Source organism: Thiothrix winogradskyi (assembly GCF_021650935.1).
In the GTDB taxonomy this organism is placed as follows: domain Bacteria; phylum Pseudomonadota; class Gammaproteobacteria; order Thiotrichales; family Thiotrichaceae; genus Thiothrix; species Thiothrix winogradskyi.
In genome coordinates, this window is record NZ_CP091244.1 from 2,010,195 (window position 1) to 2,023,874 (window position 13,680).

At 57.6% G+C, this 13,680-nt stretch carries 12 protein-coding genes; all 12 read right to left on the minus strand.

Features of this window, described 5'->3' with window-relative positions; translation table 11 throughout:
- Positions 1–146: 146 nt before the first annotated feature.
- The 12 genes from L2Y54_RS10250 to traL are packed head-to-tail and all read right to left on the minus strand — an operon-like array spanning position 147 to position 13,621.
- A complete protein-coding gene (locus L2Y54_RS10250; protein WP_236501784.1) occupies positions 147–3,536 on the minus strand; it encodes a conjugal transfer protein TraG N-terminal domain-containing protein in 3,390 nt (1,129 codons plus the stop codon).
- A 1-nt stretch (position 3,537) separates the two neighbouring features.
- Complete coding sequence (locus L2Y54_RS10255; RefSeq protein WP_236501786.1) at positions 3,538–4,998, minus strand: conjugal transfer protein TraH; 1,461 nt, start codon at positions 4,996–4,998, stop codon at positions 3,538–3,540.
- Position 4,999: 1 nt separating this feature from the next.
- Complete coding sequence (locus L2Y54_RS10260; protein ID WP_236501788.1) at positions 5,000–5,788, minus strand: conjugal transfer protein TraF; 789 nt, start codon at positions 5,786–5,788, stop codon at positions 5,000–5,002.
- An 8-nt stretch (positions 5,789–5,796) separates the two neighbouring features.
- A complete protein-coding gene (locus tag L2Y54_RS10265) occupies positions 5,797–6,303 on the minus strand; it encodes a S26 family signal peptidase (protein ID WP_236501790.1) in 507 nt (168 codons plus the stop codon).
- Entirely contained in the window at positions 6,269–6,724 is a 456-nt protein-coding gene (locus L2Y54_RS10270) for a hypothetical protein (protein WP_236501791.1), read from the minus strand. The genes L2Y54_RS10265 and L2Y54_RS10270 overlap by 35 nt, the downstream gene beginning before the upstream one ends.
- Complete coding sequence (gene traC, locus L2Y54_RS10275) at positions 6,717–9,245, minus strand: type IV secretion system protein TraC (protein ID WP_236501792.1); 2,529 nt, start codon at positions 9,243–9,245, stop codon at positions 6,717–6,719. Before traC ends, L2Y54_RS10270 begins: the two co-directional genes overlap by 8 nt.
- Before the next feature lie 2 nt (positions 9,246–9,247).
- The gene (locus tag L2Y54_RS10280; RefSeq protein ID WP_236501793.1) at positions 9,248–9,790 is read right to left on the minus strand and encodes a TraV family lipoprotein; all 543 of its coding nucleotides are present in this window, start codon (positions 9,788–9,790) and stop codon (positions 9,248–9,250) included.
- Positions 9,787–10,536, minus strand: coding sequence for a DsbC family protein (locus L2Y54_RS10285; protein WP_236501794.1), 750 nt, complete (start codon positions 10,534–10,536; stop codon positions 9,787–9,789). The genes L2Y54_RS10280 and L2Y54_RS10285 overlap by 4 nt, the downstream gene beginning before the upstream one ends.
- Positions 10,533–11,930, minus strand: coding sequence for a TraB/VirB10 family protein (locus tag L2Y54_RS10290; protein WP_236501795.1), 1,398 nt, complete (start codon positions 11,928–11,930; stop codon positions 10,533–10,535). The genes L2Y54_RS10285 and L2Y54_RS10290 overlap by 4 nt, the downstream gene beginning before the upstream one ends.
- Positions 11,927–12,718: a TraK domain-containing protein gene (locus L2Y54_RS10295; protein WP_236501796.1), complete on the minus strand. Its 792-nt coding sequence runs from the start codon at positions 12,716–12,718 to the stop codon at positions 11,927–11,929. Before L2Y54_RS10295 ends, L2Y54_RS10290 begins: the two co-directional genes overlap by 4 nt.
- Complete coding sequence (locus L2Y54_RS10300; RefSeq protein ID WP_236501797.1) at positions 12,705–13,325, minus strand: type IV conjugative transfer system protein TraE; 621 nt, start codon at positions 13,323–13,325, stop codon at positions 12,705–12,707. The genes L2Y54_RS10295 and L2Y54_RS10300 overlap by 14 nt, the downstream gene beginning before the upstream one ends.
- Positions 13,322–13,621 (minus strand): type IV conjugative transfer system protein TraL, encoded by a 300-nt coding sequence (traL, locus tag L2Y54_RS10305; protein ID WP_236501798.1) that lies wholly within the window; start codon positions 13,619–13,621, stop codon positions 13,322–13,324. Before traL ends, L2Y54_RS10300 begins: the two co-directional genes overlap by 4 nt.
- Positions 13,622–13,680 lie beyond the last annotated feature (59 nt).

A 13,680-nucleotide genomic window follows, 5' to 3' on the forward strand; every position in this document is an offset into this window, starting at 1 on the left:
AACGGATATTATAAATACTTCGATGGTATGTCATCAAAAGTTCATCTTGTGAATATTCAGGTGGTAAGCAAGCCATTTATGGGTAAGCCCACTCTCTTATCCCTGTTTCCCTTACGGCCCTTTTATCCCTTTCCCAGCCCTTTGCCTCAGCCAAGGTACTTCTTGGGGTCAACCGGCTCACCCTCTTCCCTGACCTCGTAATGCAAGTGGTTGCCAGTGGATTTTCCGGTGGAGCCGACAGTACCGAGTTCAGCCCTTTCCTCTACCCTTTGGCCTGCTTCCACCCCCAGTGCTTGCAGATGCGCGTAGCGGGTTTCTACCCCATTGCCGTGGTCAATGATCACCAGATTGCCATAACCACCCCGTTCCCCGGCAAACGCTACGGTTCCGGCGGCGGCGGCTTCAACGGGTGTCCCTGCCGGGGCGGCAATGTCCAGCCCGTGATGGGTTTTCCAGACCTGATCAACCGGGTGGAAGCGTTCTCCAAAACCGGAGCTGATGCGCCCACCGCTTGCCACTGGGTTGCCCTGCGGCACACTGTCGGCAGGTGCAGCAGGCATTTCCGCGTTTGTGCCATTCCCAAACAGTTCATCCTTAATCTGCTGAGTAGAGCCGTGTTCAGAAGGCGCGAGCAGCGGGTGTTGGGCAACCCGGTTAAAACCATAGCCATAATCGGCATTCCAGTCTTGCTCTTGACCTGTCACCGCCCGTTCAACGGCTCCCGCTACCCCAGCCGATAACCCTGATGCGGTAGCCGCCATATCCACCATCCCCTTGTTGGCAAATTTGAGCGTATCCCCCACGGGTTCGAGGACTGCCGCCAGTACATTGTCGGAAGTACGTTCAAGACCCGCCTCTCCCGCATCCCGGTTTGCCATGTCACCGATCAGGGCAGCCTGATGGTCATGCCGCTGTTGCAGGTTATCCCGACCTACTTGGAGGTGATTGCCGTCGTAGGCCATGCCCGCCTGTGCGCCATCACGGATGGCCTGATAGCCTGCCGGGGCGGTACTGCCAATAGCCAGATGGGCTGTATCAGCCGCTTGCCCAATCCTGCCCGCCCCGTCGTTTTGCAGGTGACGGATACTCGTACCGCCTTGGGCGGTGATAGCCGCTTGGTTGGCGGCATGGGTGTCGAATACCCGCCCTTGGGTCGGTGCATCCTCCACACCCAGCAGCGTATGCCCGTGTTTTGCCACGAAGGTGTCCACCAGCTCATTCAAGCGCCATACGGCATGGCTATCCCCCTGTTCGGCGGCACGCTGCATCCCCACAAATTCATCCCGCCCGATACCCAACTCACGCTGCATCAGGTTGCTGATCTCCCCAGAGAAGGTCACGCCGTTTTCTTCCATACGGGCTTGTACCTGTGACCAGTTTTCGGCACGTTGGAAGGAGGCTGCCGCCTTCTCTACCAGCGCGTTGTTTTGCTGGATACCTGCTTGCAAGGCACTGCCTGCTGCATCAGAAACCCCGGCTTGTTGGGTTGCCGCCAGTTGGCTGGAGAGGGAGAGTGCGGTTTGCATGGATTCTTTGAACCCGGTGCTATCGGCAATTTGGGTAGCCTGTTTGTAGGCTTCCTGGGTTCTGGCATTGGAGCCACCCGACAAGCCAATGCCACTGCCAATGCTGCCCAGTAACCCCAAACTGGTGTTGTAACTCATGCCGGTATCTGCCGCCAAACTGGTAGCCGCCTGCTGCATGTTTTCCAAAGCACTGGCGAGTTGGCTGGACTTTTGTTGGGTAGCGGTGTCCGTCGTGTTGAGTGACTGCTGGACTTGGTGGTTGACCGACTGCATCTTGCTGAACAGTGCGGTGGTGGACGCCATGTATTCGCTGGCATCCGTGCGGGCTGCCTGCACCGATTGGCTGGCGCTGGTATTGACCGACGACTTGAGCGCATTGCCCATCTGGGTGTTGTAGGCGTAATCGCTTTTGAGCATGGTGGTGATTGTGCCGCCAGCCCCTGACAGTTGGGTGCTGGTTGTCCCGGTTTCTGCATCCGTGGTAGTGGTCATCCCCGCCGACATACTGCGGTTAATGTCCATCTTGTTGGCGGACATATTGCCCCATCCGGCCTGATCCATCGTCAGGGTATTCATGGTCAGTGAACCGTTGGTCTGTTCGGTGGCGGAGGCTGCCGCTGCGCTGCTGGCAGGCTGCATCAACCCGCTGTAAATGCTGCCACCCGCACTCATCCCGCCTTTGAGTAACATGTAGGCAATCATCGGGATGCTGACCGCCATGTAGCCACCCAATGCCACCATGTCGGCATTCACCGAGACAATCGAATTCAGGCTTTCCAGCGTCATGCCGTAGGAGCCGTCCGACAATAATGCCGAATTCAGGCTATTTTGCGAGCCGTACCAGTACATCACCGAATTGATGATGGCGTAGAGGATAGGCCACATCTGCAACCACACCATGAACAGCGCGTATTGCCCAAACGCCACCAAACCACCCGGCATCAGGATGAACAGGAACACCAGCGGGGCAATGGCGTAGGCAATCGCCTCCATGACCGCTTTCATTACCGGCAAGGTACGCCCTGCCATGTTGCCCATCGTCAAATACATATTGCGCTGTTGCGCTTCCGCCTTGGCCTGATACACCGCTTGCGCCATCGCCTCATTGCCGGAATCAATGCTGGCCCCTTCGAGTGCGCCGGAGACCGCCCTGACCATCATGGCTTGCCGGGTCAGGTCTGCTGCCGTTTGGGTGATCCCCAGAAACGCCGTCGCGGTTGCCCCGCCTGCCCCGGCAAGAAACGCGGCCTGCGCACTGGAGAGGTTCTTGGTAGGCCACAGTTTTTGCCCTGCCATCCCCGCCGCTTTGTAAACCTGCCTATTGAGTTTGCCATCCAGATAGTTCGCGGCGTCCATACACGTCCGCACCACGCCATCGCTCAAGCTGATCCAGCGGTTGGTTTGCCCCTTGGTTTTCAGGTATGCCCACAAATCACTGGCAGTGCTCATCGCATCCAGCGACAAGTCACCGGTGGTGAGCTGTGGGAACAGGCAATGCCCAATGAACTGGTTCATGTCAGCGGAATAGCTGGCATCGGGGAATTCCATCTCGCCGTAGGAGCGCATCACGTTTGCGCCAAACAGCATCCCGTTTTTGCTGTACTGGCTGTCACCAATCGGGGTAATGAAGGTTTCGTAGGCTTTGGTCATCCCCCGACCAATACCGCTGGTGACGTAGGCAAGATAAGCCACCCCAACCGGCACCTCCGTCACTACCGGGGAGGCGACGGTGGGCGGGTCAAGCGGGTCATTGATGATCACATCCACCTTCGGCACAATCAAGCCGGTGTAGAAAAAAGCAAAGAACAGCAGCCACGACCAATCCGCTTGGATGATGCCACCGGATTTGTTGCGCAAGGCCGCCAGCAGCACCCACAACAGCCCAATCAAGCCTGCAATGCGCACCAAGGTCACGTAACTGCTGGAACCCATGAACATCTTGATGGACTGCAAGGCTTCCACCACATACGAGCCACTGCCAAAGGTGTAAATATCCACTGCCAGGATCATGTTAGCGCCTCAAGACTTGTGCCAGCCGCAAACGCTGGGTGAGTGAAGGGGAATAGCGGGCGGTGGCAAACTTTTTCATCTGGGTGTAAGTACTCATGACCGCACCCAAACCGCCACGCTTGACCGTTTCGGCATTCAATTTACCTTGTGCCGCTGCCAACACCCCTTGCAAGTGGTCAGACATCTGCTTGCGCATCCCTTCTGTACCGGCTACGGTGGCTCCGTCGTTGGCGAGTGCCGTCAACAACGGGGTGGCGGCCTTGGAGAAAAAGCGGTAGGTGATTTCCTGAATCAGCAGTTCGCGGTATTCATTGGCTACCATATCCCCACTCATGCCCGCGTCGTATTCGGCCTGGATCAGCGCAAAAAGGGGGTATTCGGACAGCTCCAGCACCGTCAGGGCATCCGAAGCACTGGGGCAAACACTGAGCGGGCAGTTGGCAATATTCTTGTTGGGGTCTTTGACGGACTCCGCCACCCACGCGATTCCGCCCTGAATGCGCTCACGCAACACTGCCAGCTTTTTGCTGTTGGTGTAGGGGATAGCCGCTGGGGTCAGGCATTCCTTATATTCACCACCACAGCTTAGCAAGGTAAAGTTGGCATCCCCACCCCGCAGTTCGTCGTATTGCAGCACGGCAGGAGCGGGTCGGGCTTGCTGCGGGTTTTTGGAATTACCCATCGGGATAATGATGGTTCCCGTGACCGACATGATCAGCTCGGCAAGGCCATCATCCTTGATACCGGCGGATTTCAGCGCCCGCCAGACAATATTGCCTGCCGCCATCTGCTTGAGTTTCTGCTCCTCGGCATCGCTGGCAGCCGGAGTTACACCGGGAACCCAACTGAAATCCCAGCCATCGGTTTGGCATACGGTGCGGGCGGTAAACTCATCCGCCACCACACCCTTGCCGGTTTTGGCACGGTTACAAAAGGCTTCCTTATCCCCGCCCATGGTGCGCCACAACGATGCTCCCATTTTCGTCCCCGCCTCACACGAGTTGATACTGAACTGGTTGGCCTTGTTCGCCCATTCTTGCAACATTTTCATGTTCTGGCTCAACTCGGGTGACATCGAGTCGAGCGCCAGATAGAACGCGGTGGAGACAGCGGATGAACCGATTTGCCGTGCCATCGCCACAATCTGCTCTTTGTTGATAAAGCTGAACCCACCCAGAAACGCATCAATCCCCCCGCAGCCGTACTTCAGGTTAGGAGCCTGGAAGCTGAGTAACTGGTAGTTATTGACCGGGGTGCGGACACGGATACCGCCACCGGAAAAATACCCAGCGGATTGCCCTTGGTACATCGAGGTAGGGGAAATACTGGCTGCACCGCTCAAGGAGCCGTAATAGGCATTCATGTTACTTTCCAGATCGGCTTGCGCCGTGCCGGACAATAGCAGGGCGGCAAGGCACACGGCTTGCGCGGTTTTGGGCAGGGTTCGTAGTAGAGGCTGCATATCAATACACTCCCGGTGGTTGTGTGACCAAGCGCCGTATACGGCTTTCTATTTCGTCTAGCGGCACCACCCCATAGCCCAGCGGCAGGGATGCCTGTGTTTGGGGGTTGACGATGAACATGGCGGGCGCATCCTGTACCCCCATGCGGGCGGCGATGCCGTTATCCGGCTTGGCATCGGGGAAATACGGGTTAGTTGCCCCGTCCAGCGAGACAGCCATCACCGTTATGGGGTATGCCTCCCTCAAGGCTTGCAAAATCCTGCCCTGCTCAACACAGAACGGGCAGTTCTGTTTGAAAAAGAAGAAGATGCCGTTCTCTTTTGCCACGGCATTGAGCGTCGCCTTTTCCTCAGCGCGGGTCAGTTGGCGGTCTACCCGCACTCCGCCTGCCGCCGTGGGGTGGGTAAACGAGTAATCCAGCGTAGGGTCAGCCCAGCGTACCCGTTGCGCCATGTCGGTAAACAGCATGGCGCTATCCATGGCCTGTTCCTGCATTGCCAGATAGGTTGCGACGTTGGGCGGGGTGGGACGCAAGATCGCCGCGTTCTTGGCCTCTTCCAGCCGTGCCTTGAGTGCTGCCATCTCCGCCGTTGCCGTGGGCGGCTGGGTGGATGCTGGTGGGGTGGCAACCACGGGTTTTACCTCCTGCGGTTGAGGTGGCTTGGGTGGCGGCGGTGGTTGTTCCTTCCAGAACCAACCCCGCTCCTTGTCGCCATACCACGGGTCAGCCGCATGGGCAGGCGGCAACCACACGGCAAGGATTGCCAGCCAGCACAAACAATGCAGCATACCCCGCCTTACCATACGACCCGTCCAGCAATCTGGGCAGCACTGATCAAACCAATATCGCTGTAACGGCTGTCGTAGGAATCCGGGTGCGGGGTGGCGACAAAGTAATGCCCGGCGGGGATGATACCTGCCGGTGTCCGTGCCAGCGTTTCCCCAAAACGGTTAACCGCTTTGGCCTTGCCCACCACCTTGCCTGCAACTGTCACCACATCACCGTGCCATTCGATGCTATCCCCCGGCAAGCCCACCACGATTTTCACCCAGACCATGCCGCTGGGGTAATGGCGCACACCCGTCCCGACATGGAAGGCCAGCAATTCATCCCGCAGCACGGGATGCAGCCCCTGTTCTATGATGAAAAACCTGTCAGGCAGGCTGTCGGTTTCATTGCCTGCCAGGCGGTAATGCGCAACCACCCACAGCAGTGCCGCTCCCCAAACCACTCCCACGCCTAATGACAGCAGCAGGTAGTTGCGTAACCTACGGGCTTTTTTCAAGCGTTCCGGTGTTGCCATAGCCTTCCAAACCTTGATTGAATTTGCCGTTACGCTTTTGCACCAATACCCGGAACTCGTCGGTGAAGTCCGGCACACGGCCTTGGTAAGCAAGCGCCTGTGGCTGCACCAGCGTGTAGCCGGGGTGGGCTTCTGTCACCAGATAGTTCAACAGCGGATCAATTTGTGCGGCTGCCCGTGCGGAATCTTCCAGTGCGTGGGCAACGGCTGCCTCACTGTTAGGATCACGCAGTACCCGTTCGTGGTATTCCTGCATGATTTTGGCAATATCCACCGTCGCCAGTTTCAGCTCAGGGGCAACCACGGGCTTGAGCAGCAGTGACGGTAACAACCCTAAGGTGAGCGCCGCGCCGCTGGCACCCCACACCAGCGGTACGGCTGCGTTCACCAGTCCCTGCCACCATGAAGTATTATTAGTCATGCCTTACTGCCTCTTGCCTTACTAACACCTCCACCGCATCAGCCAGGGAGTGGCCTTGTGCCACCAACTGGTTGACCGCGTGTACCTCTTCGGCTTTGGTCGAGTAGACCTTGGCGGTGAACTTGTCCACGATCAGGCGGCCTACCGCACCCCCGCTGGGGGTATGGATGTACACTTCCGAATATTCGCCGTGGCGGGTACGGATGGAGCGCAATAGCCGCCCCAGAAACTCGTCCACATTGAAACGCCCGGATTTTTTCAGTTGCTCAATCGACTCTTCTTTTTGGCGGAGCATGAACACCCAGTCAGAGTTCTCCCACGCCGCCTGTGCAGCGGTATTTTTGTAATAGTCGTTAATCGACTGGGTGGCGGTGAGGAAAGCCCCACCGTATTTGCGCACCCGCCGGTAGCCGGTTTCGATGAACTTCCCGGCTTGCCCACCGTTCATCAAATCCCACGCCTCATCAATGATGCACACCTTGCGCCGGTCACGGTCGCCTAAATACATCTCTTGCTGGATGCGCAGCATAATGATCAACAGCACCACCCCCTGAAGCTCCTTTTTGGATTTCAGCTCTTCCAGCTCCAGGACAATGAATTCATTGTCGAAGGTCAGGGTAGAGCGCCCTTCAAAAAAGCGCCCGTACACACCGTTGCTGGTATAGGGGAACAGGATTTGCCCCATGTCTTGGGCGCGTTTGTCAGGGTGTGCCAACAGTAAGCGGGCTATGTCGGAGAAGGTGGCAGCATTGGTTTTTTCCCGCCATGCCTGCCCAATGGCTTGCTCAATCCATGACATCGACAAATCGTCAATCAAACCTTCTGAGGCAATCGCTTGAGCGACAATCTGCTTGAGCATCGACATTTCGTCGTCGTCAAATTCACGGATATGGGTAAACGGGTTGATATTGATCCCGCTTTGTTCGGTGAACTCGATGAACTGCCCCCCCAGCAATTTGCAGGTACGCTCATAGGAACGCCCCACGTCAATAATCCACGCACGGCCTCCCGTCCCCACCACTGAACTGACGATTTCATTGAGGAAGAATGACTTGCCTGCCCCGGAGGAGGCCACCACCGCACCGTTGTAGTTGCCTTGGTTATTGTCGAACATGTCAATGTACATAACCTGCCCACGCCGCCCAGACAGCAACAATAACGGCGAGCGTGTACCAGACCATTCGCCAATCGCTGGCAAGGTGTTCACGGCATTGAATTGGGTGACGGTACGCAGGCGCTTCATGGCGGCAAAATCTGCTGCCATGTGGGGATCAAACCTGCCGGGGAGGCTAGCCAGGAAGGATTGCACTTGCAGGAAACGGTCAACCTGCAACCCCCAGCCCTTGGACATGTACAGGCTTTTGATCTGGTTTTCTGCCTGATCCGCCAGACCCAGTTGCGCATACAAGGTGATGCCGTGCCAGATCCGCGTCAGCATGATCCCGGCATCCACGTCATCCTGCACTTTCTGCCATTCGCGTCCCTTGCGTGCCAAATCAGGCAGGAACTTTGCCATCGGGGAGTCCGCCGTCTGGATAGCCCGCGCTGACTTGAGGTTCACGGTGCGCCGCAGGGTTTCGGCATCAGGAATCTGGATACAAAGCGTGGAGACAAACGGACACGGTATCTGCAAGGTTTCCTGATAGAAATCGCCAATCATGTCGGTCATCTGTGCCAGCGTCGCTTCTTTGGGGTAATCCTTCACCGACAGGCAGCGGATCGCCTTGTCGCCAATCACCATGCCATCCTTGTCCATTTGCAGGATGGTTTCATGCGACACGGCTTGCTCACGCAGCGGCTGGCTATCGTCATAGTGCAGGGGCTTGGCCTTGAACTCCCCCAGCTTCGCCGGGTTGAGCATCTCATCCAGCAGGTTGAGCAGACCATCCGGCTCCAGCGGGGTGGCAGGGAAACCGGCAGAACGCAACACCCCGGTCAGCCCGTCACGCAACGACAATGCATCCACCACGTCATGGTCATTGGCCTCACCCGGCATGAACACCGCCAACGTTGCCCGGAAGTTGCGCAGCAGGTAGGGAGAGTCCTTGAACAGCGATTTGCGCACCCCGGTGGACAGGTATTCGGCCCGCCGCCGCGCCATGCGCTCATAGATCGAACCCGGTTTGCGGGCAGCAATCCAGTGGTTGAGCAGTGGGCTAATTTCTGGGGATGCCCACAAGCAGAACTGAAGGGTTGCACCCGTCACGTACTGCTGGTTGAACAGGCCGAGCAATACCCGTGCCATTTCATCATTAGCGCCTGCGGGTGTCTGGATTTCCAGAATGAAACCGTAACTTTTCGGCCTGAACTTAGGGTCAATGAAAGGTGCATTCAGGACATTGTGGTACAGCTTGGTTTCAGGGTGATAGGCATAACAGTTCAACAAATCCGCCAAACTGTGCGTCTGGAAAAACTCGCTGAACACTGCCACCGCAGGGGGTGGGCTGCCACGCAGCACCGCTGCATCCGGTGTCACCCGGCGGTTCTTGAAGGCAAACAGGTTGGTGAAGGTTTGCCACATGTTCAGTTACCTGCCGCAAAATCAAGTGCCGATGCGGTTGCCTCGGCGGTGGTCATGGCAGGCTTGGCAGGTTTTGCTGGGGTGTCACCGTCCGCCACCGGCTGCTTTTCAGTAGGCCGCGCCAAGGCTTTATAACCATGGGCGTAAATGCTCTTTTCGGTGTTGGCACGCAGCGTCCACTCGCCACTGTCCGCCACGAAATAGTTATAGGACTGGTCGTGGAACACCCCGTTGTTGTCTTCCCACGGGGCAACCCACACCCGCAGCACTTGCGGGCTGGAACGGATCGCCACCCCTTCCGGCACGTATTGTGTCACCCGTGCGCTGGCTTCTGCCAAGCCGTTGCTGTTTGTTGTACCCGTACTGCTGCCGGAGCTGCCCTTAAGCTTCTTGCCCAGCGCAGACCAATAGGAATCTGTCACTGACTGGCACTTGCCGCCTTGGGGCGAACCGCAGCTATACGTCGGGCTGGTGCTACACCCTGACAGCAGCACCGTGGCTGCCACAACAACCATCATCCCAACGCCGGTCTTCTTCATTTTCATGGTTTGTTACTCCCTTGTAGCCATTGCGTGAGCTTGTCACCCAGCCCCGGCACAACTTGCCCGTCATTCGTCACAAAAAAAGGTGTTCCAACAATCTGGTGCGCCACTGCGTAGTGCGCGGCTTCCGCCAGTGCAGTGCTTTTGTCGGCACGGCATTCATCCGAACCAGCCCTGGGAACGGGCAAGCCCGCCATACCCTTATCCAGAGCCGCTATTGGGTCATCCGCACACAGGATATTGAGGGTTTTCTCACGGGCTTCCGGGTGCAGGTTATCCAGTGGCAGCATGACGTAATGCACCCGGATACCCTTGGCAGCCTGCAATAGCCGGTGGGCTTGTTGGCAATACGGACAGTCCACATCCAGAAAGGCCACCACCTGCTTGCTGGCCTTGGCATCGCCAACCGAGAGGTGGGCAGCCGTGGGGATCTCCTCCCACTTCACCCGGTACGTCGCGGCCTGCAACTTGTCCAGTTTGGGCTGGGTAATGTCCTCGGTGGTTTTTAGATCAAACAAATGCCCGACCACCAGCAAGGGTTTGTCCGGTTGCATGTAGAAAATGTTGCCGCCTGCGGTCACTTCATACAGGCCATCCAGTGCAGTCGTGTCCACTGCCGTGATGTCCGTGCCGGGCAGCAACGCCTTGAATTTAGCCGCCACGTCTTGCGGGGCAGGTGCCGCCTGGCTTGCACCTGCTGCCAGCAACATTGCCAGCACCCCGGTTTGAATGCTCCTATTTGCCTTCATTGCCCTGTTCCCCTTGCCATCTCCATATCCAGCCCCGACAGCAGGATTACGCTGACTTCACGTCCCGCTGACACCTCCAGAATGGGGAAGGTCTTCTCCGCCGCCTTGATGTAGTAATCCGCGAGCTTGTTCATCGCATTGCCTGCCCCTGTGTTCAGGCCAAACTCCAGTGCCTGGTTGGGTGAAACACTGGTGATAGTGCCGCTGCTGGTTTGGGTGGCGGTCGTGGCAGCCTGTGCCAGCCCTTGTCCGATACCGCCCAGTGTGCCTGCCAGCATGGCATTGGCAATCAACGCGCCTTGCTTGGAGACCAGATTGCCCCGCACCCCGGACTTGCCGTCTTCCCCGGCAATGTAGGCATCCAGCTTGGTGTCGATCACCGTGCCATCCTTCAGGACGCAGGAAATCTTTTCGGTGCGCATATTGACCCTCTCCGAGGAAATGTCACCGTAGCCAGAGGCCAGTACATGGCATTCCTTGGCCTTGCTGCGGAAACGGTTGGGCAGGAACGCATTGTCCTTGACCAGCAGCAAAATGGGGTGCGGGTTTTGGCTGGCATTCCCCCCGGTTGGGGCATCCAGGGATGCCAGCAATTCGGCCTTGAAAAATGAGCCAGAGGGGATGTAGGTTTTTTTCTGGGGATGCCCAGCCGCTGCTGGGGCAACTGTCGCCGCCACATTATCTGGGGCGGCGATACGTGCGGTAGGGTTATCACCCACTGCCGTACTGAGGGGTTCCACCGCAGGGCCTTGCACCGCCTCCGCTGGTTTTGCCGCCTCTGGCACGGTGCTGACCGCTGCATGACCATCACCACTTTCATCACCGATGACGATATGCACCATGCCATCGTCAGGCGCTGGGATGGGTGGCGCTGGAATGCCAGCGGCATCCGGCAAGCCTGCTGGAAGCGGCAGCGAGGGAGCTGTACTGGTGGGCAGCGGTGGCACAATGCTGTCCAGTGCTATCCCCGTCGTACCCGTGGGTAGCGCGGGGGGCAATACCAGCCCGCCACTTTTTTCGGCGGCACTTGCTTGCGCCTGTTCCAGTCCCTGCACCTTGTTGCCTTGCTCGCGCATCTGCGCGTTCAGGGTTTCGTTCTCACGTTTGACGGCTTCCATCTGCTGTTTCATGGCCTCGTTATTGCGGGTCATTTCCTGTAAAGCCGCATCGGCTTTGGCTGTCCAGATTTCCTCGTCACTGATCTTGCGGGCAACGGCTTCCACCTGTTCCACTTTGCCGGTGGTCGTCGGTTCATCCGCCGTTTTAGGGGCATCATCCGCCAGCCACATCAGGAAAATCAGCAGCGCAAACAGACCTGCGCCACCACCCAACAACAGCAATTTTTGCTGTTTGGCAACACTGCCCGCAGCAGGGACACTGGCGGCATGGCTCATGATGTTGCCTCCCGCACCAGGTACACATAGGTGAATTCACCGTCCAGCAAGATGGGGTTTTTCACCGCTACCGCCAGTACACCTTTGGCTTGGAACTCGCTTTCGACCATGCGCATTTCTGCACCCGTGCGGTTCGCCAAGGTGTAGACCTCACCCAGCAAGGTATCCCCTTCATACGAGGCGACGCGCTGGTATTCCACGCCCGTCCACAGAGCTTGCGGTTCATGCAGGTCAAGCGCCACAGCGTACCCGGACACATCACGGGTATTGGCTGCCATCACTTGCGTGAGTGCCATGACCTCAGCAGGCAAGGACTGGTCATTCTGGATAATGACCCGCCCAGATTTGGCTTTCTCCACCACCAGTGGTTTGAGGACAATGCTTTCGGAGGGGCTATCCGCCAAGGACAGGTTGAGGTTGAAGGTACGCCCGCCATCATCGGTGACAAACGCCGAGAAGGCAGTTTTGTCACTGCCCGCTTGCTTACGCTTGACCGAACCACCACCGGGTAGGCTAACCTCGTCCAGCACGGTGTCATCCGCTTTGTGGCGCACAAACACCTGCCCGTTGCGCTTGTCCACCTGAAAGCTCAGGTCTTTGCCATCAGACGAGAACACCTGTTCCACCCGCGCACCCAGTACGGTAATGCGGGTCAGGCCATCACGGGAGAGTTTGGCATTCAGGGTCGCGCCGTCCTGGACGGCATATTCCCCCGCTTGTGCTACAGCCCCGCTCAAGAGCATGACCACCACGGCAAAGGGCATAACGTACAGTTTAGGGGGTAGCATTCGGTGCAGCCTCCGGCTTTAGGGTTGCGTTGAGTGGGTCAGAAGCGCTCGCTTCCTTGAATTCGGTCAGGTAAATGCGCCCGGTTTCGATGCTGAAGGCCATCCGGTACAGCGTATCCCGGCTGGAAATCAGCTTGTCACCGACCCAGGTTTTGAGTGCACCCTTGATCGCCACCACTGGCTTGTTGTCCCCCACGGTGTATTCGAGGGGGTAAAACACTTGGGTGAGGTTTTCTTTGCGCATTTTCAGTGCCACCGCATCCATCTGCGCTTTGAGTGCGCCCTTGAGGGCGGGGTGGGCAATAGCTAGCAGCCTGTCCAGGTTGTATGGAGCATTTTTGGCATCCCCGGTCAACGCCAGTTGTGCCACGTAGTCGGCGGTCATCTGAAAATAGTCCGGGGATGCCCCCGCATCCGCGACCCAGAAAGGCTTGCCTGCCGCATTGGCATTCGGCGGGATGAAAATGGTTTTGGTGGAGGTGCTTTTGCCCAACAGTACCAGCACCAGTAGTGCCATGAAGGCCAGCAGGCTGAAGGAGACAAGCTGCCAGCGGCGTTTTTCTGCTTCGACCAGCCCCACGTCTTTGATTTGTTTATCGCGGTTCACCCAACGTACTCCCGGATATAGGATGGAGGGGTGGACTTCATTTTCAGGATGCCCAAGTACCAGTACAGGGCGTGCAGCATGTAATACGCCCCACGGCCTGCTTTCAGTTTGGCCACGGTGTAGCTTGCCAATAACCCCAAGCCAGTCCCTACCACAAACCAGTCAAGTATCAGGCCGATACCAATGGGGGCAACCATCGCCATGAATTCGTCAATGTCCCAGTAAAACGCCCGTGGTGGCGCATCCAGCAAGCGCGGGATGTAGTATTGGCCTAATGCCTGTCGTTGGTTGCTCATGCAGTACTCCCTGAAAAGCACCCCCGTCATGGGGATGCCGTTAGTCCAAGTGGTTCAAG

What these genes read in the sequence shown, in the direction of transcription:
- L2Y54_RS10280 (WP_236501793.1), bottom strand. Translation starts at nt 9,790, where the DNA reads ATGAAAATGAAGAAGACCGGCGTTGGGATGATGGTTGTTGTGGCAGCC.
- traL (WP_236501798.1), bottom strand. Translation starts at nt 13,621, where the DNA reads ATGAGCAACCAACGACAGGCATTAGGCCAATACTACATCCCGCGCTTG.
- L2Y54_RS10285 (WP_236501794.1), bottom strand. Translation starts at nt 10,536, where the DNA reads ATGAAGGCAAATAGGAGCATTCAAACCGGGGTGCTGGCAATGTTGCTG.
- L2Y54_RS10295 (WP_236501796.1), bottom strand. Translation starts at nt 12,718, where the DNA reads ATGCTACCCCCTAAACTGTACGTTATGCCCTTTGCCGTGGTGGTCATG.
- L2Y54_RS10290 (WP_236501795.1), bottom strand. Translation starts at nt 11,930, where the DNA reads ATGAGCCATGCCGCCAGTGTCCCTGCTGCGGGCAGTGTTGCCAAACAG.
- L2Y54_RS10250 (WP_236501784.1), bottom strand. Translation starts at nt 3,536, where the DNA reads ATGATCCTGGCAGTGGATATTTACACCTTTGGCAGTGGCTCGTATGTG.
- L2Y54_RS10255 (WP_236501786.1), bottom strand. Translation starts at nt 4,998, where the DNA reads ATGCAGCCTCTACTACGAACCCTGCCCAAAACCGCGCAAGCCGTGTGC.
- L2Y54_RS10260 (WP_236501788.1), bottom strand. Translation starts at nt 5,788, where the DNA reads ATGCTGCATTGTTTGTGCTGGCTGGCAATCCTTGCCGTGTGGTTGCCG.
- L2Y54_RS10265 (WP_236501790.1), bottom strand. Translation starts at nt 6,303, where the DNA reads ATGGCAACACCGGAACGCTTGAAAAAAGCCCGTAGGTTACGCAACTAC.
- traC (WP_236501792.1), bottom strand. Translation starts at nt 9,245, where the DNA reads ATGTGGCAAACCTTCACCAACCTGTTTGCCTTCAAGAACCGCCGGGTG.
- L2Y54_RS10270 (WP_236501791.1), bottom strand. Translation starts at nt 6,724, where the DNA reads ATGACTAATAATACTTCATGGTGGCAGGGACTGGTGAACGCAGCCGTA.